This is a genomic window from Mesorhizobium sp. LSJC285A00 (genome assembly GCF_000503155.1).
In the GTDB taxonomy this organism is placed as follows: domain Bacteria; phylum Pseudomonadota; class Alphaproteobacteria; order Rhizobiales; family Rhizobiaceae; genus Mesorhizobium.
On sequence record NZ_AYVK01000006.1, the window covers coordinates 168,419 to 192,121 of the forward strand.

The window sequence follows — 23,703 nt, forward strand, 5'->3', positions numbered from 1 at the left end:
CCGCCCGCCGATCCTTATCCCTGCCGCCTGGCCATGAAAGCAAGGCGCTCAAACAGATGCACGTCCTGCTCGTTCTTCAGCAGCGCGCCGTGCAGTTTCGGCAGCGCGTTCCTGGGGTCGGCGCGCAGATCCTCGTGTGCGATGTCGTCGGCGACCAGCAGGCGGATCCAGTCGAGCACCTCGGAGGTCGACGGCTTCTTCTTCAACCCCTGCATATCGCGGATCTCGTAGAACTGGGTCAGGGCAGCACGCACCAAATTCTGCTTTATGCCGGGATAGTGCACGTCGACGATTTTGTGCAGCGTGTCGACATCGGGAAAGCGGATGTAGTGGAAGAAGCACCGGCGCAGGAAGGCGTCGGGCAGTTCCTTCTCATTGTTGGAAGTGATGATGACGATGGGGCGCACAGCGGCGCGGATCGTTTCGCCGGTTTCGTAGACGAAGAACTCCATCCGATCGAGTTCCTGCAAAAGGTCGTTGGGGAATTCGATATCGGCCTTGTCGATCTCGTCGATCAACAGCACGACCTTCTTACCGGCCGCGAAGGCGTGCCAGAGCTTGCCGCGCTTGATGTAGTTTTTGATGTCGTTGAACCTGGCATCGCCGAGCTGGCTGTCGCGCAGCCGCGAGACAGCATCATATTCATACAGTCCCTGCTGCGCACGGGTGGTCGACTTGACGTGCCATTCGATCAGGTCGAGGCCGAGCGCCGATGCCACCTGGCGGGCAAGCTCGGTCTTGCCGGTGCCCGGCTCGCCCTTGACCAGCAATGGCCGCTCCAGCGCGATCGCGGCGTTCACCGCCACCATCAGATCCTTGTCGGCGACATAGGCCGCCGTGCCTTCGAAACGCATACTTGCTCCTCGGTTGGTGAGCGCGATCGTAAGGACGCTGCTTGACCTGTGCAAGGGCGAGCCGGCTGCGACGCAAGCGTGTGAGATCGAAATGGAAACATCGGCTCATGTCACTAGCGCTTGACCGACCAGCCGCCTATATTGGGCTTGGCGGTCTGCGCTTCCCGGCAGGAGAACATTTTCCCCGGGGCCTTAACGATCCTTAGGGAGCTGTCCCTGGGAAGACCCGTGGGTTTTCTCATACGGCGCCCACCTACTTTGTAGGTTCCCGGGATCGCTCTCTCCACCGGTTGTGTGGATCGTCACTTACCTGTATCCGCCCAGTTTGGCGGATGATGTGGTAGAAAACGTCGCTCATGAAACGTCACCCAGATCCGACCTTTTCTATCGTCCGCGCATGACATCTCCCAAAGACCTGAAAAAGCAGTTGCGCCTCGAGGCACTCGGCCGTCGCGATGCGCTCGATCCGCTGTGGCGGGTGGAGATCGCGCTTGAGATGGCCGAGACGGCGCGCGACCACCTCGCCATCGAGCCGGGTCAGATCGTTTCAGCTTTCTGGCCGATGCGATCGGAAGTCGACGTCAGGCCGCTGATGTTTGCCTTGCGCGAGAAGGGGGCCAGGCTTTGCCTGCCGGCCATCCTCGACAAGACCACCATCGTCTTTCGCGAACTGGTGCGCGGCGCGCCGATGGTCGAGATGGGTTTTGGCACGGTCGGTCCGCATGCGGAGGCCGAGGTTCTCGATCCCGCGGTGATGCTGGTGCCGCTCGCGGCCTTCGACAGCCGCGGTCATCGCATCGGGTATGGCGCCGGCTATTACGACCGCGCCATCGCCAGGCTGATCGACAAGGGCCAGCCGCCACGACTGATCGGCATCGCCTTCGATTGCCAGGAGGTGGGTCTGGTGCCGGATGAGGCGCACGACGTCATCATCCCGGAAATACTCACCGAGAGCGGTTTGCGCCGCTTCGACATCGCTTAAAAGACCGCGATCCCGCTTAACGCGTTTCCAAGACGTGCCGGATAGAATTCCGGCAACACAGTCCGAGCCGATGGCGGCCATCATGTTTGTCTTCGCACGCTTCCTGCTGATGCCGTTCGTCCTCATCGCGGTAACGCTGTTCGCGATGGCATTGCACATTTCCGGAACGGCCCTGCACCACCAGTTCGCCTGGCATCAGACGGTTGCCACAGTGACGGATGTCAGTTCCTACAGCGAAGCCCAGGGTAATGGCCTCACCGCGAAAGGCATCAACGTCGCTGTCACCTATGTCGCGAACGATGCACCGATGACGTGGTCCGGCAAGGGAAAGGACATCGGCCTCTACACGGCGTCCAAAGGCGACGCGGTGAAGTTGTATTACAACCCTGCCAATCCATCGATCCTCGATACCGCGGCGATGAAGGGCTGGCGCGGCGGGCTGTTGCTCCTGGCCGCTACTGGTGGGTTCACTGTTTTTTACGTGTGGTTCTTCTGGCTGCGCGGACGCACCGCACCGCCGGCGTCACCGATGATGCCTTCGGCAGTTCGCGTTGCGGGCGCGAGCGCCAAGCCGCCTCAACAGCAGCGTGGTACTTTCGGCCGGCGTTAGCGCCAATCGCCCGGGTAGCGCTTGCCTAGCGTCCGTGCCTCTGGATAGAAGTGGGCATGAGACTTCTCTTCCTCGGCGACATGGTGGGCAAATCGGGACGTACGGCGGTGTGGGAACAACTGCCCGGCCTGATCTCGGATTTCAAACTCGACTTCGTCATCGTCAATGGCGAGAACGCCGCCGGCGGCTTCGGCATCACCGAAGACATTTTTCGCGACACCATCGCCGCCGGTGCGGATGTCGTCACCACCGGCAACCATGTCTGGGACCAGCGCGACGCACTGGTCTTCGCGCCGCGCGAGGAGCGCTTCTTGCGCCCGTCCAACTTCCCCAAGGGCACGCCGGGGCGCGGTTCCGGCGTCTATATCGCCAAAAACGGCGCGCGCGTGCTGGTCGCCAACATCATGGGCCGGGTGTTCATGCATCCCGAGCTCGACGATCCGTTCCAGGCCGGCGAGCGCGAGCTGGCCGCCTGTCCGCTGGGCGAGCAGGCCGATGCCGTGGTCATCGACTTCCATGCCGAAGCGACCTCGGAGAAAATGTGCTTCGCGCATTTCGTCGACGGCCGCGCCAGCCTCGTCATCGGCACCCATACGCACCAGCCGACGGCCGACCACCAGATCCTCAACGGCGGCACCGGCTACATGTCCGATGCCGGCATGTGCGGCGACTATGATTCCTCGCTCGGCATGGACAAGGAAGAGCCGCTCAACCGCTTCCTGTCGAAAGTGCCGAAAGGCCGCTTCGAGGCGGCGACCGGACCGGCGACATTGTGCGGCGTCGGCGTCACTATTTCCGACCGCACCGGCCTGACCGAGAAGATCGCGCCTTTTCGTCGCGGGCCGCGGCTCGAAGAAACCGCGCCATCCTTCTGGTCTTGACATTGATATAGTCGAGTAAAGTACCTAACTGGCGACGAAACTGCTCTAGATCGTTAAAGAGGGGACGACCTCCATGCAGCTGATCGAGTTCTTTGCGCCGCATTTTCAATTTGTTTCCGATCCAACCGCGTGGGTCGCGTTGCTGACGCTGATCGTCCTCGAGGTCGTGCTCGGCATCGACAATCTGATCTTCATCTCGATCCTGACCAACAAATTGCCTGAGGCGCAGCGCGCCCGCGCCCGCCGTCTCGGCATCTCGGCGGCGCTGATCATGCGGCTGGTGCTGCTCGCAACCATCTCCATCATCGTGCAGCTGACGACGCCGGTGTTCACAGCGTTCGGCCATGGCTTTTCCTGGCGCGACCTGATCCTGATTGCCGGCGGCCTGTTCCTGGTCTGGAAGGCGACCAAGGAAATCCACCACACCGTCGATCCCGACGACCACAAGGATACGATGATGGGCGAGACGCTGCAGATCTCGCTTGCCGGCGCCATCTTCCAGATCCTGCTGCTCGATCTCGTCTTTTCGATCGATTCGATCATCACCGCCGTCGGCATGACCGACGAGATTGCCATCATGTACATCGCCGTGATCGTGGCGGTGAGCGTGATGATGCTGGCGGCCGGGCCGCTGGCCAATTTCATCGCCAAGAACCCGAGCATCGTCATGCTGGCGCTGGGCTTCCTGCTGATGATCGGCATGACGCTGATCGCCGACGGCATGGGCTATCATGTGCCGAAGGGCTACATCTACGCCGCGATGGGCTTTTCCGCCCTGGTCGAGGGCCTCAACATGCTGGCGCGGCGAAGGAAGAAATCCAGCGGTGGGCATTGAGGCTGGGCGATCGGGGCGATCCTAGCGCCCCGGCACGCCCTTCGGATAACGGTCGCCGATCAGGCCAAGCGACAGGCCCTGTTCCAGCCATGCCTTTGCGCCGGCAAGAACGAGTGCGAAGCCGTCGGTCGAGCCGACCGCCTGCTTGACCTGCTCGTCGGCGGTGCCGGCGGAGCCGAAATTGCTGACCTCAAGAAAGGTCGCACCGTCAGGCGTTTCGGCGCCGGGCATCTCCGTGAATGTCCAGACCACAGTGGTCGGCGGATCGCTCCATTGCATGACGATCTTCTTGTTCTCGACGATCTCGCTGACATTGACCATCGCCGAGGCCCCGTACATGCGCCACTCCCAGCGAACCTCTTTGCGGCTATCCAGCCGGCCGCTACTGTGGGTAAACCAGAATTTCGTGGTGATGGCCGGGTCGACGATCGCCTCGAAGACCTCGGCGACCGGCCGCCTGATCAGCATGCCGGCTTCGGCAGTCGGCGTTTTGTGAATTTCCATCGATGCTCCTTTCCTTGTCCGGTTTGCGCTCACCAGGCGTAAGGCTCGCGCACCATGTGAACGATGCTGGCCGGGTTGGCGATCCAGAAGCCGCGAAAGCTTTCGCCCAGGGGCTCGACCGCGTCGCAACGGACGACGCCGGCCTTGGCGAGATGATCCGCAATGGCTGCAGAATTGTCGGTGAAAAGCTCAAGCCAGACTTCGGCCTGGCTCAGCATCGGCGCCTCGTCGATCCACAGACGGTTTGGGCCAAGCTCGAAGCCGATGGCCGGCGTCTTGGCGGTGAATGGATTCAAGCCGACGACGTCGCGATAGAAGGCGATCGTCGCCTCGTACTGATGTGACGGGACTTTCATGGCGATGTTGATTCCACCTGTCATTTTCGCGGTTATTGCGGGCTCCGTTGCGCTGTTCATCTGTTTGTCTCGTTGGCCGGCTCGCCCCTCATCTCGCCGCGGTAGTAGCCGTCGCGCAGATTGATGCCGTATTCGACATAGGCCTTCATGCAGGCCAGCATCTGCGACCAGCCCTCGCAATTGAGGTAGGATTTCTGCAGGCCGACCACGCCTTCCGGCCAGCCGGATTCAGCAATGGTCACAAGGGTGCCGCCATCGTCCAGCGGCTCGAAGTTCATCTCGATGCGTGTCTTGTAGGCGGGCTTGCCTTCGGCATCGGTGGCATCCCAGCGCAGCACGATATGGCGGTCCTTGATCACCTCATCGACTTCGACGGGCACCTTGCCCCACCAGACCACCCCGGTGCCGGCCTTCAGCGGCGCGCTGGCGCCGCCGATGGTGGTGAAATAGCCACTCAGCTTTTTGGGATTGACGACGGCGTCGAAGACTTCGGCGACCGGTTTGCCGATGCGCCCGGAAACTCTGAATCCAAGAGACATATCCACAGCTCCTCCTTGATTGGCTCGACGATATGTTATAGAAACATAACATGTCAAGCCAAACCGCAGACGATCACGTTTTCAAGGCGTTGGCGCATCCGCGCCGTCGCGAATTGCTGGATCGGCTGAAGGATGCGCCGCAGACGACCGGCATGTTGTGCGAGGCGTTTCCCGACATCGATCGCTGCACCGTCATGCTGCATCTCAAGGTGCTGGAAGAAGCCGAACTGGTGGTGGCAAAGCGCCAAGGGCGAGAGCGCTGGAACCATCTCAACGCGCTGCCGATCAAGCACATCCACGACCGCTGGATCAGCCAGTATGCCGGCCATGCGCTCAGCATTATCGACCGGCTGAAGTCCGATCTGGAGGGCTGAACCGGCGCGGCTGGACGAATTGAGCCGATTTATCTATAAGCCGGCCATTCCGACAGAGAACGCCGTGCATCCATCGCGTTGCACCTTGGACGGCTCTGAAAATTTGAATTCGAGTACCCGGGAGGACGAGGTGAGACCACCTCGCTTCGGGATGCTCTAGCCGAAGACGACAGGGGTGCCATGGCCGGCCATTCACAGTTCAAGAACATCATGCACCGCAAGGGCCGGCAGGACGCGGTGCGGTCGAAAATGTTTTCCAAGCTGGCGCGCGAAATCACCGTCGCCGCCAAGAGCGGAACACCGGATCCGTCGATGAACCCGCGTTTGCGCCTGGCCATTCAGAACGCCAAGGCGGTGTCGATGCCGAAGGACAACATCCAGCGCGCCATCAACAAGGCATCGATGGGCGATGCCGAGAATTACGAAGCGGTGCGCTATGAAGGCTATGGGCCAGGCGGCGTGGCGCTGATCGTCGAGGCGCTGACCGACAACCGCAACCGCTCGGCCTCGAACGTGCGCGCCGCCTTCACCAAAGCCGGGGGTGCGCTTGGTGAAACCGGCTCGGTGTCGTTCATGTGGAACCGCGCCGGCGAGATTTACTATCCGGCCTCCGCCGGCAGCGCCGACAAGGTGATGGACGCGGCGATCGAGGCCGGCGCCGATGACGTCGAGTCCGACGAGGAAGGCCACACCATCTACTGTGCGTTCGAGAGTATGGGCGAAGTGTCTAAGGCGCTGGAAGCCTCGCTTGGCGAGGCCGAATCGGTGAAGCCGATCTGGCAGCCGCAGAACAATGTCCCGGTCGACGAAGAGCGGGCGCAATCGCTGATGAAACTGGTGGCAACGCTCGAGGACGATGACGACGTGCAGAGCGTCTACGCCAATTTCGAGGTCGACGACGAGACCATGGCCAAGCTCAGCGCGGCGTAGGTCCGTGCAATACAGTCGGATGCGAATATTGCTGTATGACGGCGGCCTGCCTATAGATTAGTCAGTTATCAGGGGGGGCCGATGACCGAGTATAAAGAGGCAAGTTTTGCCGATGCGGTGGCCTGGCCTCGCCGGCCCGGCATATGGCGACGGTTTCTCGCTGCACTCATCGACTACCTTGTAATCCTGATCGCCCTCTATTTGCTCGTAGGGGCTCTATTTCTGCTGACCAACGGTGGCGTAAAAGGCAGCTTTTGGCTGAACTGGAAACTATGCCAGGAGGGTACGGTTCACGGTGCCCCGACACTTGCCCGTTATGATTGGCAGGTGTGTAGAACATCAGTACTCGGTTTGCCGGTCGCCATATGGAGCGTGGGTACGGCGCCGGGCTCAAAGCCTGGAGAAACCTCCTCCATCTCGATCGATCTGGATTCGCAAGGGAATTTCAGGCCTGCAGCATTGGACCTGGGTTTCCTCGAGCTGATCGCTCTGGCGTCTTATCTCCTCATTATGGAGTTGAAGTCCGGCCAATCAATCGGCAAGCGGCCCACGGAGCTCACTGTACATGATGAGGACGACAGACATAGGGTCGGCCTGCCGGCGAGAAAGGCTGTTCGGCGGCAACTTATCAAGTTTCTCGGCGCATTACCGATCGTCCTGACGGGAAGCTGGTATGCTTTTCAGGCTTGGGGCACCGCTCCCGGTGGCGTGCAGGATTACTCCAGCCTGGAAATAGTGGTTGCATCCGCTGCCCTCGTTTTGGTGCTGATCTGGCCGGTCTGGATTGCGATATCCATAGCTCTGGGCGACGACCCGATACACGATCGATTCGCAAATACCACGGTGCGCATACAGGAGGCCCAGACATGAGTGTGCCGGAGAGGCCCCGCGTGGTCATCACCTATTGCACGCAGTGCCAGTGGCTGTTGCGGGCCGGCTGGATGGCGCAGGAACTGCTCTCCACCTTCGGCACGGATCTTGGTGAAGTGACGCTGGTGCCGGGCACAGGCGGCATCTTCACCGTTTCCTGCAACGATGTGCTGGTCTGGGACCGCAAGCGCGACGGCGGCTTTCCCGATGCCGCCAAGCTCAAGCAGCTGGTGCGCGACGTCATCGATCCGGGCCGCGATCTCGGTCATTCCGACCGCAAGGGTCACACGCAAAAGGACCCCGCTTGAGGCGAGGTCCTTGCGTTTGCGAAGTGTCATTTTTCAGAGCAATGCGAACATGAAGCAGGCCATCGACACGATGGCGGTGATGGTGCGGACGTGGTTCCACATCACCCATTGATTCAGATGGTTCGCCCACACGGCTGCGCCATTGGCGCTGGCCGGGTCGACGGCGGCGAGCGCATCGTTGAGCGGCACATTGAAGACCATGGTCACGATCGGATTGCCGATCAAATAGATCACGGCGCCGGCAAGCAGCCAGTATGAGCCGGACTGGCTCCACCCCATGAGAACGGCGGCGATAAGCACCAGACAGAGCAGGCCGGTGCCGAACAGCGCCGTCATGAAGGTGGGCGTGATCACCGTGATGTTGATCGAATTCATCGCTGCGATGCCTTGGGGGACCGGCAGCCGGGCAAGCGCCGCCATGATAAAGTTGGAAAAGGCGAAGAACACGCCGCCGACGACGCCCGAGCCGATGGCGGCGATGATGGTGAGGGTGGGAAGAAGCTTGATCATCTCAGTTGCTCCAGATGCCGGTTGCAGCGGTTTCATTTGCGTAGGCGGAAAAGTCTTTCGGCGCGCGGCCGAGCACACGCTGGACGCCGTCGGTCAGCGTCTCGTTGCGGCCGTCAAGCACTTCGGTGAACAGCTCGTTGAGCAGCCAGGCGATTTCGGGCGGCAGTTCGTATGCCGCCGTCGCGGCGGTGAATTCGTCATGCGAGATCTTGATATAGCGGATGTCGCGGCCGGTCGCCTTGGCGATCTCGGCAACCGCGTCGGCGAAGCTTAGCAGCCGCGGCCCGGTCAACTCATAGAGCTGGCCGACATGACCCGGTTCGGTCAGCGCAACGAAGGCAGCATCGGCGATGTCGTCGACATCGACGAAGGGCTCGCCAACAGGGCCGACAGGCAAAGCCACTTCGCCTTGCCGCAAGGACTCGACGAGAAAACCTTCACTGAAATTCTGCGAAAACCAAGCGCAACGCAGGATCGTCCAGTCAGCGCCCGAGGCTTTGACCATCTCTTCGGCGCGCTGGGCTTCGGTCTCGCCGCGGCCGGAGAGCAGCACCATGCGGGTGACGCCATTTGCCACCGCAAGCCTGGCGAAGGCGCCGACGGTCTCGGCGGCGCCCGGCACGGCGATGTCGGGATAGTAACTGATGTAGACGGCGCCCACGCCCTGCATGGCAGGCTCCCAGGTCGCCGGAACCTCCCAGTCGAAGCGGGGGCTGCCGGAACGCGAGCCGATGCGCACGGGAATGCCCTGTGAGGTCAGCCGCCCGGCGAGGCGACGGCCGGTCTTGCCAGTGCCACCGAGAATCAGGACTGGTTTGGTGTCGGTCATGGTGGTTTTCCTTTGTTACAAATATGAGTAATCCTCACATTTGCAAAATGTGATAAACCCTCGTATTTTGGGAGTCAAGCCGTTTGTTGGCAGATTTTGTCGAGACCGGAGGCCGTCATGGAAGACACAGCAACGCCCGCATCTGCCCAGGAGCAGGTCGCATCGCCGCGACGGGCGCCCACCCAGCAGCGCAGCCGCGAGCGGGTCGAGCGCATGCTGGCCGCAGCCTCGGCGCTGATTGCCGAGCAAGGCAGCGACGCCATGCGCATGGGCGAGGTGGCGGAGCGGGCCGCGGTGTCGATCGGCTCGCTCTACCAGTTCTTTCCCGACAAGCGGGCGATCGTCTGGGCGCTGGCCGAGCGCTACACCGCCGAAAGCCAGGCCTGCATCTCCTCGGCGCTCAAGGATGTCGTCGACGCCGAGGGCCTGCGGCAGGCGTTTTCGGAGCTGGTGGATATCTACTATCAGCTGTTCCTGGCCGAGCCGGTGATGCGCGACATCTGGTCGGGCACGCAGGCCGACAAGGCGCTGCGCCAGCTCGAACTCGCCGACAGCCGGGCGAATGCCGAATTCCTGACCATGGTGCTGAAGCGGCTGCATCCCGGCGCCGATCCGGTGGCGCTGGAGACCACAGCGTTTCTGGTCTGGCAGATGGGCGAGGCTGCCGTGCGGCTGGCGATCTCGGTCGACCGGCAGGAGGGCGACAGGCTGGTCGCCGCCTACAAGCGCATGGCGTTGCGGGAATTAGTCGGCGCCTGACCGGTGTCGCCCGCCTTCATTTTGTCTCGCCTGGCAACGGCATGGCCGCGAGATTTCGCTTCGACGGCCGATGCTCCAGCCGCCAAGCCTTCGGGCTCAAGCCTGTCACGCGCAGGAACTCGCGGTTGAAGTTCGATTTGCTGAGAAACCCGGCGTCGAACATGATGCGGGTGATGGGTTCGTCGCTGGCCGCCAGCAGGCGGCAGGCTTCGCCGATGCGCTGGTTGTTGACATATTGCGACACGCTCGATCCGTGGATGCGGTTGACCGCCGACGACACTTGCCGCGCCGACAGGCCGAGGCGCCTGGCGATACGGCCGAGGTTGAGGTCAACGTCCCTGTAGAGTTCTTTTGACTGCATCAGCGCGTCGACGGCCGCTGCGACCGCGGAATCCTCGCTCGTCGCCCGTGGCGTGGCTTGCGGCCCATCGTCTTCATCGTCATCCAGAGGCGCGGTTTCGCTGGCCACCGCGGCTGCACCGCCAAGCAGCAGCAGCGCCAGCACATTGCCGGCGGCAATCACCGCGCCGGAATGGGCACCGCCGGTCCATTCGAGGTCGAGGCTGATGATGATGTCGGTGACCGGCGAGGCCAGGATCGCCAGCGTCGTCACCAGCAGCGCCCGGTAGGAGCGCAAGACACCGTCCAGACGCGACTCGGCAAGGCCGTCCGGCCCGACCCGCGCAAGCCAAAGAAGGGTGACGCCATAACACAGGAAGACCAGCATGATCACGGGGCCTACCGGCTCGCGCCAGAAGATCAGCAGCAGGGCCACAAGACAGGCCGGCAACAGATGCGGCCACAGCGAAGCCAGGCGATGCCGCGAGCGTTCCCTCGCCAGACCGCTAAAAGCTATCCAGGCAAGCGGCGCGATCAATGTCGCCAACACCGCCTGGAAAGGCATGATTGCCCTGACTTCGTAGCCCCAGCGGATACCGATCAGCACCGACTGCAAGGCGTAGGCAGCCATCAGCAGCATGAAAAATATGTTTTCGCGCAGATCGGCCTCGTTTCGGCGGATCATCTGCACGAGCAGGATGACGAGCAGCAGGGCAACGACGAATGGCAAGGGAATGAAGATCATGATCGCAAGCGTGGTTCCAAAGCGGCCGACGATGGACCGGGCGGCCGACAATGACCTGGATTGCGTTCACGGTCGTCCCGGATCGTGATCGAGGTCGCGAAAATCGACGTCTCGGATCATCTGGGCAACGCCGCGGTCCTTTCGCGACCGCCCACCCATGATCGGAGACAATGATGAATCCGCAATTCTCGTCTTGCTGCCCTTTGCCGCAGTTGCCCTGGCACCGCCGGTGGCCGGTGATGCCGCAAAGACGCTCGATCTCGTCGGTGTTACCGCCATCATCATCACCGGCGAGGCAAGCTCGGTCAAGCTGACCACTTCAGGTGCAGAACCCTACCAGGCGACGATCGGCAGCCGCCGCGAGGGCTGGTTTGCCAGCTGGTATTCGTCCTGGTTCGCTAATGACTGCCGCACCGCCAGCGACATGAAGCGAGAGGCCTCGACGTTGCGCATCAATGTCGCTCCGTCGTCCTGGCTGGACCCTTCGGATTGCAGGGTCGAGATCAACGCCAACATTGCGCCCGAGAGTTCGGTGTCGATCGACCAGGCGGCCTTGCTGGCCAGTATGACGGGGAATTTCTCCAGCATCGCCATTACCGGCAAGGCGGCCGATGTTTCGCTCGAAGGGCATGCTTCACGCATCGATCTCAAGGGCGAGGCGCTGAGGGCCAATCTCGCCTATGGCAGCATCCGGAAGGACGAGACTTTCGCCATTGCCGGCAAGGCGCTGGATGCCACGCTGACCTTCGGCAGGCAGGTTCAAATCAGCTACTCGGTGACCGCGTCGGCGTCCTTCGTCGACAGTTCGCTTGCCAACACTTCCGGTGCCAAACCCTCGATCGTCATCAAAGGCGATTTCGTCCGCGCCACGATCCGCTGAACAAAAAACCCGCCACAAGGGCGGGTTCCTGATCTGCGAAAGCCGATAGGCTTAAAGGCCGAACCCTTCGAAGCGCTTCTTGAACTTCGACAGGCGGCCGCCGCGGTCGAGCAGGGTCTGCTGGCCGCCGGTCCAGGCCGGGTGCGTGGTCGGGTCGATATCGAGGTTCATCGTATCGCCTTCCTTGCCCCAGGTCGAACGGGTCGAGTATTCGGTGCCATCGGTCATGACGACCTTGATGGTGTGGTAGTCGGGATGGATATCGGCCTTCATTGTCGTGCTTCCTGGCTTGCGCGCTACAGACGGGCCCGCGGCCTGCGTCGATGCGCCCCTTTTTAAAACTCGAAGCCGCAGCTATTGAAAAGCCACGGCTTCTAAAACGGTCGGCGAGCCTATACATCAGCCGGAATTGAATCACAAGGCCACGGCAGGCGCATATTGAACGCGCCCACCTGGAGCGGCCAGAGGAAACGGTCATGGCGGACATCAGCGGCGAGCAAGACGGGCGCAGGCGCTCGCTCGGGCCGCTCAGGCGCCTATATCCCTACATATTCCGCTACCGCAAACTGGTCATAGGCGCCCTCATTTCGCTCGCCATCGCCGCAGCGACGACGCTGGCGCTGCCGCTGGCCGTGCGGCGCATGATCGACCACGGTTTCAGCGCTTCCGGCACCGTCTTCATCGCCGAATATTTCGCTGCTTTGGTGGCGATGGCAGCCATTCTGGCGGCGGCATCGGCCGGACGCTACTACTTCGTCATCACGCTCGGCGAGCGGGTCGTTGCCGACATCCGCAGCGACGTGTTTTCGCATGTCACGACGCTTTCGCCGTCCTTCTTCGACACCGCCCAGTCGGGCGAGATCGTCTCGCGGCTTGCCGCCGACACCACGCAGGTGAAATCCGCCGTCGGCGCCACCGCCTCCGTGGCGTTGCGCAACGTCATCCTCGGCCTTGGCGCGGTGGCGATGATGGTCGTCACCAGCCCGAAACTGTCGGGCCTGGTGATCGCGGCCATTCCGCTCATCGTGCTGCCGCTGGTCGCGTTCGGCCGTTCGGTGAGGCGCCGGTCACGGCAGGCGCAGGACACGCTGGCGCAAGCGACCGCCTATGCCAGCGAGCAGATCGGCGCGGTGCGCACGCTGCAGGCGTTCACCAACGAGACGCTGGTCACCGGGCGGTTCTCGGCCGCGGTGGAAGCCGCCTTCCAGGCGGCGCGCTCGTCGATCTTCTCCCGCTCGCTGCTCACCTTCTTTGCCATCTTCATGATCTTTTCCTCGGTCGTGGCGGTGTTGTGGTTCGGCTCGCGTGACGTGCTTGCCGGCACGATGTCGCCCGGCACGCTCGGCCAGTTCCTGCTTTACTCCGTGTTTGCCGCAGGCGCGCTGGGCGCACTGTCGGAAGTCTGGGGCGAGCTTGCCCAGGCGGCGGGTGCGGCCGAAAGGCTGACCGAGATACTCGACGAGACGCCGGCGATTCAACCGCCGGCCAATCCGCTGCCGCTGCCCGCCAAGGCGACAGGCGCGATCAGTTTCGACGACGTCTCCTTCTCCTACCCGGCAAGGCCGGACCGTGCCGCCGTCCACGGCTTGAGTTTTCAGGTCAAGCCCGGCGAGACGGTGGCGATCGTCGGCCCGTCGGGCGCCGGAAAGAGCACCGTCTTTTCGCTGATCCTGCGCTTCTACGATCCCGAAACTGGCCGCATCGCCATTGACGGCGTCGACGTGCGCGAAGCCGATCCGGCTGAAGTGCGGGAGCGCATTGCGATCGTGCCGCAGGATGTCACCATCTTTGCGGCAAGCGCGCGCGACAATATCGGCTTTGGCCGGCCGGGCGCGACGAATGCCGAGATCGAGGCCGCCGCCAGGGACGCGCTGGCCGACGAGTTCATCCTCAGGCTCGACAAGGGCTACGACAGCCAGGTCGGCGAGCGCGGTGTGACCTTGTCCGGCGGCCAGCGCCAGCGCGTGGCGATCGCCCGCGCCATCCTGCGCGACGCGCCGATCCTGCTGCTCGACGAGGCCACGTCGGCGCTCGACGCCGAAAGCGAAACGCTGGTGCAGACGGCGCTGGAACGGCTGATGCAGGGCCGCACCACCATCGTCATCGCCCACCGGCTGGCGACCGTGCTGAAGGCCGACCGCATCCTGGTCATGGATGGCGGCCGCATCGTCGAGGAAGGCACGCACCAGAGCCTGGTCGCCAAGGGCGGAATCTATGCAAGGCTGGCCAAGCTGCAGTTCGAAACCGGAGCAAGCGCCTTCAGGGGTGCCGCGGAGTAGCAACCCGCAATCAGGCGGGACCATACCGCTTGCGGAGATGCTCGGTGAAATACGCGGCGTTGAGCTTTTCCCCGGTGGCGCGCTCAAGCAGTTCGGGCGTCGACCAGCGGGATCCCTGCGACCAGATCTTGTCGCGGCGCCAGTCATTGATGGCGGCGAAATTGCCCTTGGCGAGGTCGCTGTCGGCTGAAGGATGGTCGCGCGTCAGCGCAGCCCATTGCTGCGCCGCCATCATAGCGCCCAGCGTATAGGACGGGAAATAGCCGAAGGCGGCGCCTGGCCAATGCACGTCCTGCATCGGTCCGTCGGCTGGGTTGTCGATGGTCGAAAGGCCAAGATACTCCCGCATCTTGGCGTCCCAGGCTTCGGGCAGGTCGGCCGCCTGCAGCCGCCCCGAGACCACCTCCTGCTCCAACTCGTAGCGCAGGATGACATGCAGCGGGTAGGTGACCTCGTCGGCGTCGACGCGGATCAGGCCGCGCTCGACCCGGTGCACATGCGGCAGGATGTCGTCGAGCGACCAGGCTTCGCCGAGATGCTTTTCGACCACGGGCAGCGCCCAGCGCCAGAATTCGGGGTTGCGGCCGACCTGTTTCTCGACGAACAGACTCTGGCTTTCATGCACCGCCATGCCGCGCGCCTTGCCGAGCGGCCAGTGCGCCCAGGCCTTCGGCAGGTTCTGCTCGTAGAGCGCGTGGCCGGTCTCGTGCAGCACGCCCATCAAAGCCGACAGGAAATCGGACGTTTTGTAGCGGGTGGTGATGCGAACGTCGCTCGGCACCCCGCCGCAGAAGGGATGGTGCGATACCGACAGAGAACCATGGGTGAGGTCGAAGCCGACCGAAGCCATCATGGCGAGACCAAGCTCGCGCTGTTTGTCGATCGCATAGCTGCCGGAGAGCGGCTTCAGCGGGCGCTTGGCCAGTCGCGCTTCCTGTACGGCCAGCGCTTCCGGCACGAAGCCCTTCAGGAATGTCTTCAGCTCGGTGAAGACCGGCGTGATGTCGGCGGCGCGGTTGCCAGGATCGTATTGCTCCATCAGTGCGTCGTAGGGATCGAGGCCGAGCGCGTCGGCGCGCAGGGCGGCTTCCTCGCGCACCAGCGCGATGACACCTTCGAGCGCCGGCAGGAATCCGGCCCAGTCATTCTTGCCGCGCAGGTCGCGCCAGAGCTGCTCGGAGCGCATACGCGCCACCGTCTGGCGCTCGACGAATTCGACCGGCAGGCAGGTCAGGTTGGTGTATTGGCGACGCAGTTCGCGGACCGCCGCCTGCTGCTCCTCGTTCAGCGCCTCCTGTTCGGCGGCGGCGAGCCAGTCGGCGATCTCCGGCGCCGTTGCCCTGATATGCAGCATCCCGGCCAGGGACGACATGGCTTCGGCGCGCTTCTCGCCGCCGCCGACGGCCATGTGGGTCGCCTCGTCGGCGCCGAGGATAGCGAGCGCATGTTCCAGCGCTTCGAGCTTGTGGCCGAGATCATCGAGCTTCTGAAAAGACATGACAGGTTCCGCGTTTTGGACCGCGGGAAAAGATACCAACGCGCCAGGATTGGCAACCCTCAAAGCTGGCTATGCAGCTTGCGCCGGTGAGCTGGTGCGTGGAATGCTGGCTGACGGTGGAACACCGCCATGGAGGGGAGACTAAGATGATCGGCAATATCCTGGTCGGGCTGGTGGCCCTGATCCACCTCTTTATCGTCTATCTGGAGATGGTGGCGTGGGACACACCGCGCGGGCACAGGGCGTTCAACCTCAAGCCGGACTTCGCCAGCGCATCGAAGGTGCTCGCCGCCAATCAGGGGCTCTACAACGGCTTCCTTGCCGCCGGGCTGATCTGGGGCCTCTATCTCGGCGCGGCGGGATTCCAGATCAAGGTGTTCTTCCTGCTTTGCATCGCCGTCGCCGGCCTCTATGGCGCGGCGACTGCCAGCCGGAAGATCCTCTATATTCAGACCGTGCCGGCGGTGCTGGCCCTCGCTGCGCTGTGGCTGGGCTGGTGACAAAAAAGACGCCCTCGGAGCCAGATCCGGGGGCGTCAGACAGTCCCTTCCTCATTCCTGGAGATATCAGAGCGGATCTCAGCCGTTCGGATAATTCCCGCCGTCGGAGCCATCACCGATCATGAAGCCGCTGCCGGTGTCGGACATCAGCCTCTGATCGACATTGTCGAGGCGGCGCAGCAGATCGTGATATTGCGCGGCCGGGATCCGGCCATGGTCCGAAGCGGCGACCCGTTCGGCGGCCTGGCCGATATGCGCCGCACGCAGATGCAGCCACTGCGCTTCCGAGGTCGAGATGCCCTTGGTTTCGCGCGCATCCGCGATGCCCTGTTCGACGCCCCGCACCTGCTCGATCAGGCCGGTCACACGCGGACCGGTCATGTCGGTCGGGTCGCTGGCGTCGAGGGCGCCCTTGTGATGTCCGGCGGCATAGGCGCCGGCGAGTGGAACAGTGATCAGAAGTGTCGTGAGGGTTGCGGTCCTGAGAGTCTTCAAAGAGCTCATGATGTGCGTCTCCTCCTGCTATGGAAGGGGCAAGCGCTTTCGCTCCGCCTTCCGGAAGCGGGCCGTCCGGTTCCGTCGCGTCGCGATGGGAGGCATCGCCGGCGGTTCTCGGCCCTGCGCGTCAAAGTAGGAGCCCGGAAACGCGAAGTGTAATTAAAGAAAGATAATGTTCAGGCCTTGCCGGCCTGGCGTTTCGCCCTAGAGTTGAGCTGGCAAACAATTTCGCGTGACTGAAAATCACCGTTCGGTGAGTTTCAGTTCAATGCGTCGGTTCTTGTTGCGGGCGTCTTCGGTGTCGGCGGGGTCGAGCGGCTGGAATTCGCCGAAGCCGGCCGCAACCAGCCGGTTGGCGGGCACGCCGTTCTCGATCAGGAACTTGACCACCGAGGTCGAACGCGCCGTCGACAATTCCCAATTGTCGCGATAGCGGCCGGCGCCGGACAGCGGCTTGTTGTCGGTGTGGCCGTCGACGCGCAGCACCCAGTTGATCTCGGGCGGGATTTCCTTTTGCAACTCGATGATGGCGTCGGCGAGCTTCTTCATCTCGACCTTGCCGGCATCGTTGATCACTTCGGAGCCGGTCGGGAACAGAACTTCCGACTGGAAGACGAAGCGGTCGCCGACGATGCGGATGTTCTCGCGATCGGCGAGGATTTCGCGCAGGCGGCCGAAGAAGTCGGAGCGGTACCGGTTCAGTTCCTGCACGCGCTGCGCCAGCGCGACGTTGAGCCGACGGCCGAGATCGGCGATCTTGGTGTTGGAATCGCGGTCGCGCGTTTCGGACACGTTGAGGGCGTCCTCGAGCGCGCCGATCTGCTTGCGCAGTGCCGCGATCTGCTGGTTCAGGATCTCGACCTGGCTCAGCGCCTGCTGGCTGATCTGGCGCTGGCTGTCGAGTTCGCCGCCGAGCTCCGCGGCGCGCTGGTTGGCGGCGTCGCCGGCGCCGGCGCCTTGCGCCAGCAACTGCTCGAGCCGGCTCTTCTCAGCTTCCGCCGCCGACAGCGACGCCTGCAGATTGGCCAGCGAATCGTCCTTGTCCTGCGCGGTCGAACGCTCCAGCGCCAGCAGCTGCGTCAGTTCGTTGATCTGCGAGTTGAGGCGCGTGAGCGCCGTATCCTTGCCGGAGAGTTCGCGGCCGAGCAGGAACTGCGCCAGCACGAAAACGGTAAGCAGGAACATGATGGCCAGCAGCAGCGTCGACAGCGCGTCGACGAAGCCCGGCCAATAGTCGATCCGGCGATCGGTGCGCCGGCCCCTGGCGAGAGCCATGCTAGTGGACCCCGGGTTTCTTCAGCGCGTCGGCGATCTTTTCCAGCGTGTTGCGCATCGCCTTCTGCTCGTCCGACTGGGCCTCGACCCAGTCGCGCATGATCTGCTGCTCGGAGCGCATGTTCTTGACCAGGCCGGAAATGCCGTCGGCGAGATTGGCCATGGCGGTGGCGACGCGCGGATTGGAGCCGCCGCCGCTTTCCTGCATGCTGCGCAGCCGTTCCGACAGGACCCGGATCTCGTCGGAGGATTCAGTCTTGGCCGGGTCGGCGACGGCGATGTCGGAGGAGAGATCGGTGACCGAGGACAGCCAGTTTTCAAGCTCGGTATAGAAGCGGGTCTGCGCGCGGCCGGCCTGCAGGTCGAGGAAGCCTAGCACCAGCGACCCGGAAAGGCCGAACAGCGAGGACGAAAAGGCCGTACCCATGCCGGCCAGCGGCGCCGACAGCCCCTGCTTCAGCGAATCGAGCACGGCCGCGGCGTCGCCGGTGCCGGGATCGAGCGATTCGATGGTTTCGCGGATCGAGCCGATGGTGTTGAGCAGGCCCCAGAAGGTGCCGAGCAGACCGAGGAACACCAGCAACCCGACGAGATAGCGCGAGGTGTCGCGGCTTTCGTCGAGGCGGGTGGCGATCGAATCCAGCATGGTGCGCATCGAAGACGTCGAGAAGGCGACCGTCGAGGAGCGGCCGATCATCGCCTTCATCGGCGCCAGCAGCACCGGCTCGGTGGTTTCGGAACCGGCGCGGAAGGAATTGACCCAGCGCACTTCGCGAAACAGTCGTCCGACCTGGGCGAAGGCAAGCAGGATGCCGACCACAAGGACGCCGACGATCAGGCCGTTGAGGCCGGGATTGCTCCCGAAAGCGGTCGAGATCTGGCGGGTGAGGATGGCGGCGATGAAGGCGACGATGACCAGGAAGATGACCATGGTCAGGAGGAAGACCTGCGGGCTCGACAGTTTGTGCGGATCGTACATCAGGACATCAGAACGCCTGCCCACGCCGAAGGATCTGAGAAAAGCCATCCGTGCCCCGTTTCCGATGCTCTATTTGCCTTGACGCAATTCCGAACGGGAAGCCGCTCATACTTCCCTGGAACCGCTCCATTGCCGCCGATCACGTAATTCGCGACTCTAAACGGAATTGTGACCAAATTGAATGGCGCTTGGCAATATTGCCCGACTGTCGGGCCGCACCACGCCGCTCAGAGGCGGTTGACGACCAGGCAGTCGACCATGGCGGCAAGATGCAGCCCGGCGCCGGTGACGACAAAGCCGTGCCAGAGGGCATTGTGAAAGCGCAGGCGTTTCCAGGCGAAGAAGATGACGCCGCAGGAGTACACGATGCCGCCGGCGACAATCAGCGCGATCGAAGTCGTCGGCAACGTCGCCACCAGCGGCTTGACCAGGACGACGCCGCTCCAGCCGATGGCGAGATAGAAGACAATGGCCAGACGATCGAAGCGGCCGGGCAGGAACACTTTCATGGCAATGCCGGTCAAAGCAGCGGTCCAGACAAGGATAATCATCGGCAGCGCCAGCGGCGAGCCGTCGAGCTGGGCCAGAAAGGGCGTGTAGGTCGCGGCGATCAGGAGATAGATCGCCGCATGATCGAAGCGCCGCAAGATCCACTTCGCCGGCGACGTCACCGGCCACAGATTGTAGGTCAGCGAAATCGACAGCACAGTCAGCAGCGACACCACGAAGAAGGCGGCGGCGATGTATTCGCCGGGACCGGCATGGAAGGCGGCCAGCGCCAGCAACGCCGAGCCGGCGGCTATCGCCAGCACGATGCCGACCGCGTGGACGATGCCATCGGCGATCATCTCCGCACGCGAATAGTGCCAACGCCCGACAAAAGGGATTTCAATTGGCTGGTCTGGCTGCGCTTCTCGCGAGGATAGTGAAGGTATGCTCGTCATAAAAGATCCTGCGTCACCCTTATCTGGGCGGCCGCCGGGCAGTATTTCAAGCTTTGATTGCGGTTTTGCGACTGCGGCGCTTCAGCGCGCCGCGCCGGCATGCCAAGTGATCAGCGCGCCGAAAGCGGCTTCTTCACGGCCTTGAGCAGCGCGCGCTGGATGACCTCGTTGCCAGCGACGAGCGAACCCGCCTCGAGCATATCCTGGCCGCCATCCATGTCGGAGACGAAGCCACCGGCCTCGCGGATCAGCAGCAGGCCGGCGGCAATGTCCCAGGCCGACAGGCCGGTTTCCCAAAAGCCGTCCATGCGGCCTGCGGCGACATAAGCGAGATCGAGCGCGGCGGAACCCAGGCGGCGCACGCCCGAGACCTCGGCCATCACATTGCGCAACTCGACGAGGAAATTGCCGTGCTGGCCGCGGCCGAGATGCGGCACGCCGCAGCCGATGACGCAGTCGGTGAGCTTGCTGCGGCCGGCAACGCGCAGCCGGCGATCGTTCATGAAGGCGCCGCCGCCGCGCTCGGTGGTGTAGAGCTCATCCATTGCCGGATTGTAGATGACGGCGGCGACCAACTGGCCCTGTCGCTCCAGCGCGATCGAGATGGAAAAGATCGGAATGCCGTGCAGGAAATTGGTGGTGCCGTCGAGCGGGTCGACGATCCAACGGTGCTGGTCGTCGTCCCCTGCGATCATGCCGCGCTCTTCCATCAGGAAGGCATAGCCCGGCCGTGCCTTCGACAGTTCGGCAAACAGGATGTCCTCGGCCTTGCGGTCGGCTTGGCTGACATAGTCGCCCGGTCCCTTCATCGACACCTGCAGGTTCTGCACCTCGCCGAAGTCGCGCGACAGCGAGCGGCCGGCCTTCATGGCGGCCTGGACCATGACATTGAGAAGTGCGGAGCGTGCCATCGTATCTGTTCCTGCCTACGTGTCAGTCTGCGCGGCGCATGTAGGTGAGTTCGTTGGTGTCGACGACGATGCGTTCGCCGGCGCCGATGAATGGCGGCACCAGCACGCGGATGCCGTTTTCCAGGACCGCCGGCTTGTACGAGGACGCGGCCGTCTGGCCCTTCACCACCGGGTCGGCCTCGGTGATGGTCAGCGTCACCTGGTCGGGCAGCGAAATGCCGATCGGCCTGTCCTCATAGAGCTGAACCGTCACCATCATGCCGTCCTGCAGGAAGGCGGCGCGGTCGCCGACGAAATCCTTCGCCAGCTCGAGCTGCTCGTAGCTCTGCGTGTCCATGAACACCAGTGCGTCGTCCTGGGCGTAGAGGAAGGAAAAATCCTTCAGGTCGAGCCGGATCTGCTCGACGGTCTCGGCCGAGCGGAAGCGCTCGTTGAGCTTGGTGCCGTTGATCAGGTTCTTCAGTTCGACCTGGTTGTAGGCGCCGCCTTTGCCGGGCTTGACGGTGTTGGTCCTGACCGCCACCCAAAGGCCGCCATCGTGCTCGATGACATAGCCGGGACGGATTTCGTTGCCATTGATCTTGGCCATTATGAGATTGATCCGGGATGCTACCAACGGCTTGGCCGTTGGTATGGGGATGGTCGCTGGACAAGCGATTTCGGGCCCCCAAGACCACAAATCGGCAGGAGAGGCAAGGGATGCCAGATCGCCCGACAAGGGCTGGTAGCCTCAAACCTGGGCTGCAATGACTTTGCCGACGGCCTCGACTATGGCATCCGCAGCCTCAGTCAGCCGGTTGAGATGAGGCGAACGAAGTGCGGCGACCTGCAAGGAAAGGTCGACATCTTCCGTGTTGACCAGCATGAGGCCGTCGGGAAGTCCGCGCCTTGCACGACGCAACGGCACTAGCCCAAGGCCGTGCCCCCGACGGACCCATTCCATCTGCAAGGCCGGATCCTGTATCTCCGCCGCGATCTCGAAATAACGCCTTCCGCCGACCAGAACGGACATGAGTTTCTGGCGCGCGTCGCAAGGGGCCGGACTAAGCACCCACGGCATGGGTGTCCGGCCACCGTCTTCCGGATCGGCGACGGTGGACGCAGCTATGACGCCAAGACGTTCAGTGCCAAGCGCTTCCGGACCTGGCTTGTCCGACGATCGCAGAACAATCGTCACATCGAGCTCGCCGCGTTCGAATTGATCGATCAGTTCGGCGCTCCAGCCGGTCTTGAGCCGTAGCGACACTTTCGGGAACGCCGCCGCGGCGTTGGCGATGGCCCCGGCGATGTCGCGGTCCGAGAGGCCATGGGCGAGACCCAGGCGGAACAGTCCTTCCGGCTCGGTCTTTCCGGCGAAGGATTTCAGCGCTTCTACGGAAGCGATGATATCGCGGCCGCGCGCCAGCACTTCCAGCCCCGTCGGCGTCAGTCGCGGCGGCTTTTGCCGGCGGTCGAGCAGCGTCGTGCCAAGCATGTCCTCCAGCCGCTGGATTTGCCGGGTCACAGCCGGCTGCGTCAGCGGCAGGCGCCGGGCGACCTTCTGGATCGAGCCCTCCTCGGCAAACAGGGCGAGCGTGCGCAATTCCTCAAGCATAGCTAGAACCATGTCTCGTAAGCATAATCATTGTAAACATTATGAATTTGAAATCCATCGCCTGGCAAGCAATTTTCCTTTCAAACGAAAGGACGACGACAATGAAGGCAATCGAACTGCAGAAGCCGGGCGGCATCGACAACCTCAAGATGGTCGAACGACCAATGCCGGAGCCCGGCCGTCAGGAGATGATCGTCAGGGTAAAGGCGACGGCGCTCAACTACCGCGATGTCGAGATCGCGCGCGGCAGCTATCACACGACATTCCCCTTGCCGCTGGTGCCGCTTTCCGACGGCGTCGGCGAGGTCGTCGCGCTTGGCCCCGAGGTCAGCCGCTTCAAGGTTGGCGACCGGGTCTGCGGCACGTTCTGGCAGCGATGGGTCGGCGGCAGCTTCGCCATGGCCGAACCCTCATACCAGCGCGGTGGCCCCATCGACGGTTTGCTGAGCGAATTCGCCCGGCTGGACGAACAGGCGGCTGTCATCGCGCCGGCGCATCTCAGCGACGTAGAGGCGGCGACGTTACCCTGCGCCGCCGTCACCGCTTGGCATGCCTTGTTTACGGAAGGCAACCTCAAGCCGGGCGAGACCGTGCTCAGCCTCGGCACGGGCGGCGTATCGCTGTTTGCCATGCAGTTCGCGAAGGCGGCCGGCGCGCGGGTCGTCGTTACGTCGAGTAGCGATGAGAAACTTGTCCGGGCCAAAGAGCTCGGCGCGCATCACGGCATCAACTACCGCGACAATCCGGACTGGTCGTCGGCCGTGCTGGCGCTGACCGATGGCCGTGGCGCGGACCACATCATCGAAGTCGGTGGTCCCCAGAGTTTCGCGCATTCGCTCAAGGCGTCGGCGCGTGGCGCCCAGATCAATGTCATCGGCTATCTCGGCGGCAGCGAAGGGGTGATTAATCCGCTCGACATCTTCCGACGCCAGGTGAAAGCACGCGGCACACCGGTCGGCTCGCGCGAGTCCTTCGAAGCGATGAACCAGGCGCTCGCCGTCAATCGGCTGCGGCCGGTGATCGACCGGGTCTTCCCATGGGCAGAGGCAGCGCAGGCCTTTCGCCATCTCGAACACGGCTCTCCCTTCGGCAAGGTCGTGCTGGATCATACACAGTGACG

The 23,703-nt window shown here is 63.1% G+C and carries 29 protein-coding genes and 1 other RNA gene; 14 read left to right on the forward strand and 16 right to left on the reverse strand.

What is annotated here, in order from left to right; translation table 11 throughout:
• Positions 1 to 14 precede the first annotated feature (14 nt).
• Positions 15 to 854: a MoxR family ATPase gene (locus X726_RS160415; protein ID WP_023668731.1), complete on the reverse strand. Its 840-nt coding sequence runs from the start codon at positions 852 to 854 to the stop codon at positions 15 to 17.
• A 149-nt stretch (positions 855 to 1,003) separates the two neighbouring features.
• Between X726_RS160415 and ssrS the strand changes: the two genes are divergently transcribed.
• The 5 genes from ssrS to X726_RS160395 all read left to right on the forward strand — a co-directional run bounded on the left by ssrS (position 1,004) and on the right by X726_RS160395 (position 4,162).
• Positions 1,004 to 1,159, forward strand: a non-coding RNA gene (ssrS, locus tag X726_RS1000000168600) — 6S RNA.
• 92 nt (positions 1,160 to 1,251) lie between these two features.
• Entirely contained in the window at positions 1,252 to 1,836 is a 585-nt protein-coding gene (locus X726_RS160410) for a 5-formyltetrahydrofolate cyclo-ligase (protein ID WP_023668732.1), read from the forward strand.
• Positions 1,837 to 1,918: 82 nt separating this feature from the next.
• On the forward strand, positions 1,919 to 2,446 hold the full coding sequence (locus tag X726_RS160405) for a DUF3592 domain-containing protein (protein ID WP_196813862.1): 528 nt from the start codon (positions 1,919 to 1,921) through the stop codon (positions 2,444 to 2,446).
• A 56-nt stretch (positions 2,447 to 2,502) separates the two neighbouring features.
• On the forward strand, positions 2,503 to 3,327 hold the full coding sequence (locus X726_RS160400; protein ID WP_023668734.1) for a YmdB family metallophosphoesterase: 825 nt from the start codon (positions 2,503 to 2,505) through the stop codon (positions 3,325 to 3,327).
• Between the two features lie 73 nt (positions 3,328 to 3,400).
• Complete coding sequence (locus X726_RS160395; protein ID WP_023694576.1) at positions 3,401 to 4,162, forward strand: TerC family protein; 762 nt, start codon at positions 3,401 to 3,403, stop codon at positions 4,160 to 4,162.
• A gap of 21 nt (positions 4,163 to 4,183) precedes the next feature.
• Here X726_RS160395 and X726_RS160390 read toward each other — a convergent pair whose 3' ends face one another.
• The 3 genes from X726_RS160390 to X726_RS160380 are packed head-to-tail and all read right to left on the reverse strand — an operon-like array spanning position 4,184 to position 5,561.
• Positions 4,184 to 4,666 carry an SRPBCC family protein gene (locus X726_RS160390; RefSeq protein ID WP_023668736.1) on the reverse strand — a complete coding sequence of 161 codons (483 nt, stop codon included), beginning with the start codon at positions 4,664 to 4,666 and terminating at the stop codon, positions 4,184 to 4,186.
• Between the two features lie 29 nt (positions 4,667 to 4,695).
• Positions 4,696 to 5,058 (reverse strand): glyoxalase/bleomycin resistance/dioxygenase family protein, encoded by a 363-nt coding sequence (locus X726_RS160385; protein ID WP_023668737.1) that lies wholly within the window; start codon positions 5,056 to 5,058, stop codon positions 4,696 to 4,698.
• 20 nt (positions 5,059 to 5,078) lie between these two features.
• Positions 5,079 to 5,561 carry an SRPBCC domain-containing protein gene (locus tag X726_RS160380; RefSeq protein ID WP_023668738.1) on the reverse strand — a complete coding sequence of 161 codons (483 nt, stop codon included), beginning with the start codon at positions 5,559 to 5,561 and terminating at the stop codon, positions 5,079 to 5,081.
• Between the two features lie 50 nt (positions 5,562 to 5,611).
• Here X726_RS160380 and X726_RS160375 point away from each other — a divergent pair, with 50 nt between their 5' ends.
• The 4 genes from X726_RS160375 (at position 5,612) to X726_RS160360 (ending at position 8,043) form a co-directional block, all read left to right on the forward strand.
• Positions 5,612 to 5,935, forward strand: a complete 324-nt coding sequence (locus X726_RS160375) for a helix-turn-helix domain-containing protein (protein WP_023668739.1) — start codon at positions 5,612 to 5,614, stop codon at positions 5,933 to 5,935.
• A gap of 180 nt (positions 5,936 to 6,115) precedes the next feature.
• Positions 6,116 to 6,865: a YebC/PmpR family DNA-binding transcriptional regulator gene (locus X726_RS160370; protein WP_023668740.1), complete on the forward strand. Its 750-nt coding sequence runs from the start codon at positions 6,116 to 6,118 to the stop codon at positions 6,863 to 6,865.
• Positions 6,866 to 6,946: 81 nt separating this feature from the next.
• The gene (locus tag X726_RS160365; RefSeq protein WP_023668741.1) at positions 6,947 to 7,735 is read left to right on the forward strand and encodes an RDD family protein; all 789 of its coding nucleotides are present in this window, start codon (positions 6,947 to 6,949) and stop codon (positions 7,733 to 7,735) included.
• The gene (locus X726_RS160360) at positions 7,732 to 8,043 is read left to right on the forward strand and encodes a SelT/SelW/SelH family protein (protein WP_023668742.1); all 312 of its coding nucleotides are present in this window, start codon (positions 7,732 to 7,734) and stop codon (positions 8,041 to 8,043) included. Before X726_RS160365 ends, X726_RS160360 begins: the two co-directional genes overlap by 4 nt.
• A 33-nt stretch (positions 8,044 to 8,076) precedes the next feature.
• On the opposite strand, the gene X726_RS160355 is transcribed toward X726_RS160360, so the two are convergent.
• Together X726_RS160355 and X726_RS160350 are read right to left on the reverse strand one after the other, a co-directional pair.
• Positions 8,077 to 8,553, reverse strand: a complete 477-nt coding sequence (locus X726_RS160355) for a DUF1772 domain-containing protein (protein ID WP_023668743.1) — start codon at positions 8,551 to 8,553, stop codon at positions 8,077 to 8,079.
• Position 8,554: 1 nt separating this feature from the next.
• Positions 8,555 to 9,382 carry an NAD(P)H-binding protein gene (locus X726_RS160350; RefSeq protein ID WP_023668744.1) on the reverse strand — a complete coding sequence of 276 codons (828 nt, stop codon included), beginning with the start codon at positions 9,380 to 9,382 and terminating at the stop codon, positions 8,555 to 8,557.
• A 117-nt stretch (positions 9,383 to 9,499) separates the two neighbouring features.
• Between X726_RS160350 and X726_RS160345 the strand changes: the two genes are divergently transcribed.
• Positions 9,500 to 10,141, forward strand: coding sequence for a TetR/AcrR family transcriptional regulator (locus X726_RS160345; protein WP_023668745.1), 642 nt, complete (start codon positions 9,500 to 9,502; stop codon positions 10,139 to 10,141).
• A 16-nt stretch (positions 10,142 to 10,157) separates the two neighbouring features.
• Here X726_RS160345 and X726_RS160340 read toward each other — a convergent pair whose 3' ends face one another.
• The gene (locus X726_RS160340) at positions 10,158 to 11,276 is read right to left on the reverse strand and encodes an AraC family transcriptional regulator (protein ID WP_245261828.1); all 1,119 of its coding nucleotides are present in this window, start codon (positions 11,274 to 11,276) and stop codon (positions 10,158 to 10,160) included.
• A gap of 106 nt (positions 11,277 to 11,382) precedes the next feature.
• Between X726_RS160340 and X726_RS160335 the strand changes: the two genes are divergently transcribed.
• On the forward strand, positions 11,383 to 12,105 hold the full coding sequence (locus X726_RS160335; protein WP_023668747.1) for a hypothetical protein: 723 nt from the start codon (positions 11,383 to 11,385) through the stop codon (positions 12,103 to 12,105).
• Positions 12,106 to 12,156: 51 nt separating this feature from the next.
• Here X726_RS160335 and rpmE read toward each other — a convergent pair whose 3' ends face one another.
• Complete coding sequence (rpmE, locus tag X726_RS160330) at positions 12,157 to 12,378, reverse strand: 50S ribosomal protein L31 (RefSeq protein WP_023668748.1); 222 nt, start codon at positions 12,376 to 12,378, stop codon at positions 12,157 to 12,159.
• A gap of 203 nt (positions 12,379 to 12,581) precedes the next feature.
• Between rpmE and X726_RS160325 the strand changes: the two genes are divergently transcribed.
• On the forward strand, positions 12,582 to 14,384 hold the full coding sequence (locus tag X726_RS160325) for an ABC transporter transmembrane domain-containing protein (RefSeq protein WP_023668749.1): 1,803 nt from the start codon (positions 12,582 to 12,584) through the stop codon (positions 14,382 to 14,384).
• Positions 14,385 to 14,394: 10 nt separating this feature from the next.
• On the opposite strand, the gene X726_RS160320 is transcribed toward X726_RS160325, so the two are convergent.
• A complete protein-coding gene (locus X726_RS160320) occupies positions 14,395 to 15,882 on the reverse strand; it encodes a carboxypeptidase M32 (protein WP_023668750.1) in 1,488 nt (495 codons plus the stop codon).
• Between the two features lie 146 nt (positions 15,883 to 16,028).
• Between X726_RS160320 and X726_RS160315 the strand changes: the two genes are divergently transcribed.
• Positions 16,029 to 16,382 carry a DUF1304 domain-containing protein gene (locus X726_RS160315; RefSeq protein ID WP_023668751.1) on the forward strand — a complete coding sequence of 118 codons (354 nt, stop codon included), beginning with the start codon at positions 16,029 to 16,031 and terminating at the stop codon, positions 16,380 to 16,382.
• Between the two features lie 78 nt (positions 16,383 to 16,460).
• On the opposite strand, the gene X726_RS160310 is transcribed toward X726_RS160315, so the two are convergent.
• The 7 genes from X726_RS160310 to X726_RS1000000167950 form a co-directional block, all read right to left on the reverse strand.
• Complete coding sequence (locus X726_RS160310) at positions 16,461 to 16,886, reverse strand: hypothetical protein (protein WP_023668752.1); 426 nt, start codon at positions 16,884 to 16,886, stop codon at positions 16,461 to 16,463.
• Positions 16,887 to 17,123: 237 nt separating this feature from the next.
• Positions 17,124 to 18,155, reverse strand: a complete 1,032-nt coding sequence (locus tag X726_RS160305) for a peptidoglycan -binding protein (protein WP_023668753.1) — start codon at positions 18,153 to 18,155, stop codon at positions 17,124 to 17,126.
• Between the two features lies 1 nt (position 18,156).
• Positions 18,157 to 19,182: a MotA/TolQ/ExbB proton channel family protein gene (locus X726_RS160300; protein WP_023668754.1), complete on the reverse strand. Its 1,026-nt coding sequence runs from the start codon at positions 19,180 to 19,182 to the stop codon at positions 18,157 to 18,159.
• 179 nt (positions 19,183 to 19,361) lie between these two features.
• A complete protein-coding gene (locus tag X726_RS160295; RefSeq protein WP_245272079.1) occupies positions 19,362 to 19,982 on the reverse strand; it encodes a hemolysin III family protein in 621 nt (206 codons plus the stop codon).
• A 206-nt stretch (positions 19,983 to 20,188) separates the two neighbouring features.
• Complete coding sequence (locus tag X726_RS160290; protein WP_023668756.1) at positions 20,189 to 20,989, reverse strand: inositol monophosphatase family protein; 801 nt, start codon at positions 20,987 to 20,989, stop codon at positions 20,189 to 20,191.
• A gap of 22 nt (positions 20,990 to 21,011) precedes the next feature.
• Complete coding sequence (efp, locus tag X726_RS160285; protein WP_023668757.1) at positions 21,012 to 21,578, reverse strand: elongation factor P; 567 nt, start codon at positions 21,576 to 21,578, stop codon at positions 21,012 to 21,014.
• A gap of 141 nt (positions 21,579 to 21,719) precedes the next feature.
• Positions 21,720 to 22,583, reverse strand: coding sequence for a LysR family transcriptional regulator (locus X726_RS1000000167950; protein WP_023668758.1), 864 nt, complete (start codon positions 22,581 to 22,583; stop codon positions 21,720 to 21,722).
• Between the two features lie 101 nt (positions 22,584 to 22,684).
• Here X726_RS1000000167950 and X726_RS160280 point away from each other — a divergent pair, with 101 nt between their 5' ends.
• A complete protein-coding gene (locus tag X726_RS160280; RefSeq protein WP_023668759.1) occupies positions 22,685 to 23,701 on the forward strand; it encodes an NAD(P)-dependent alcohol dehydrogenase in 1,017 nt (338 codons plus the stop codon).
• Positions 23,702 to 23,703: the final 2 nt, after the last annotated feature.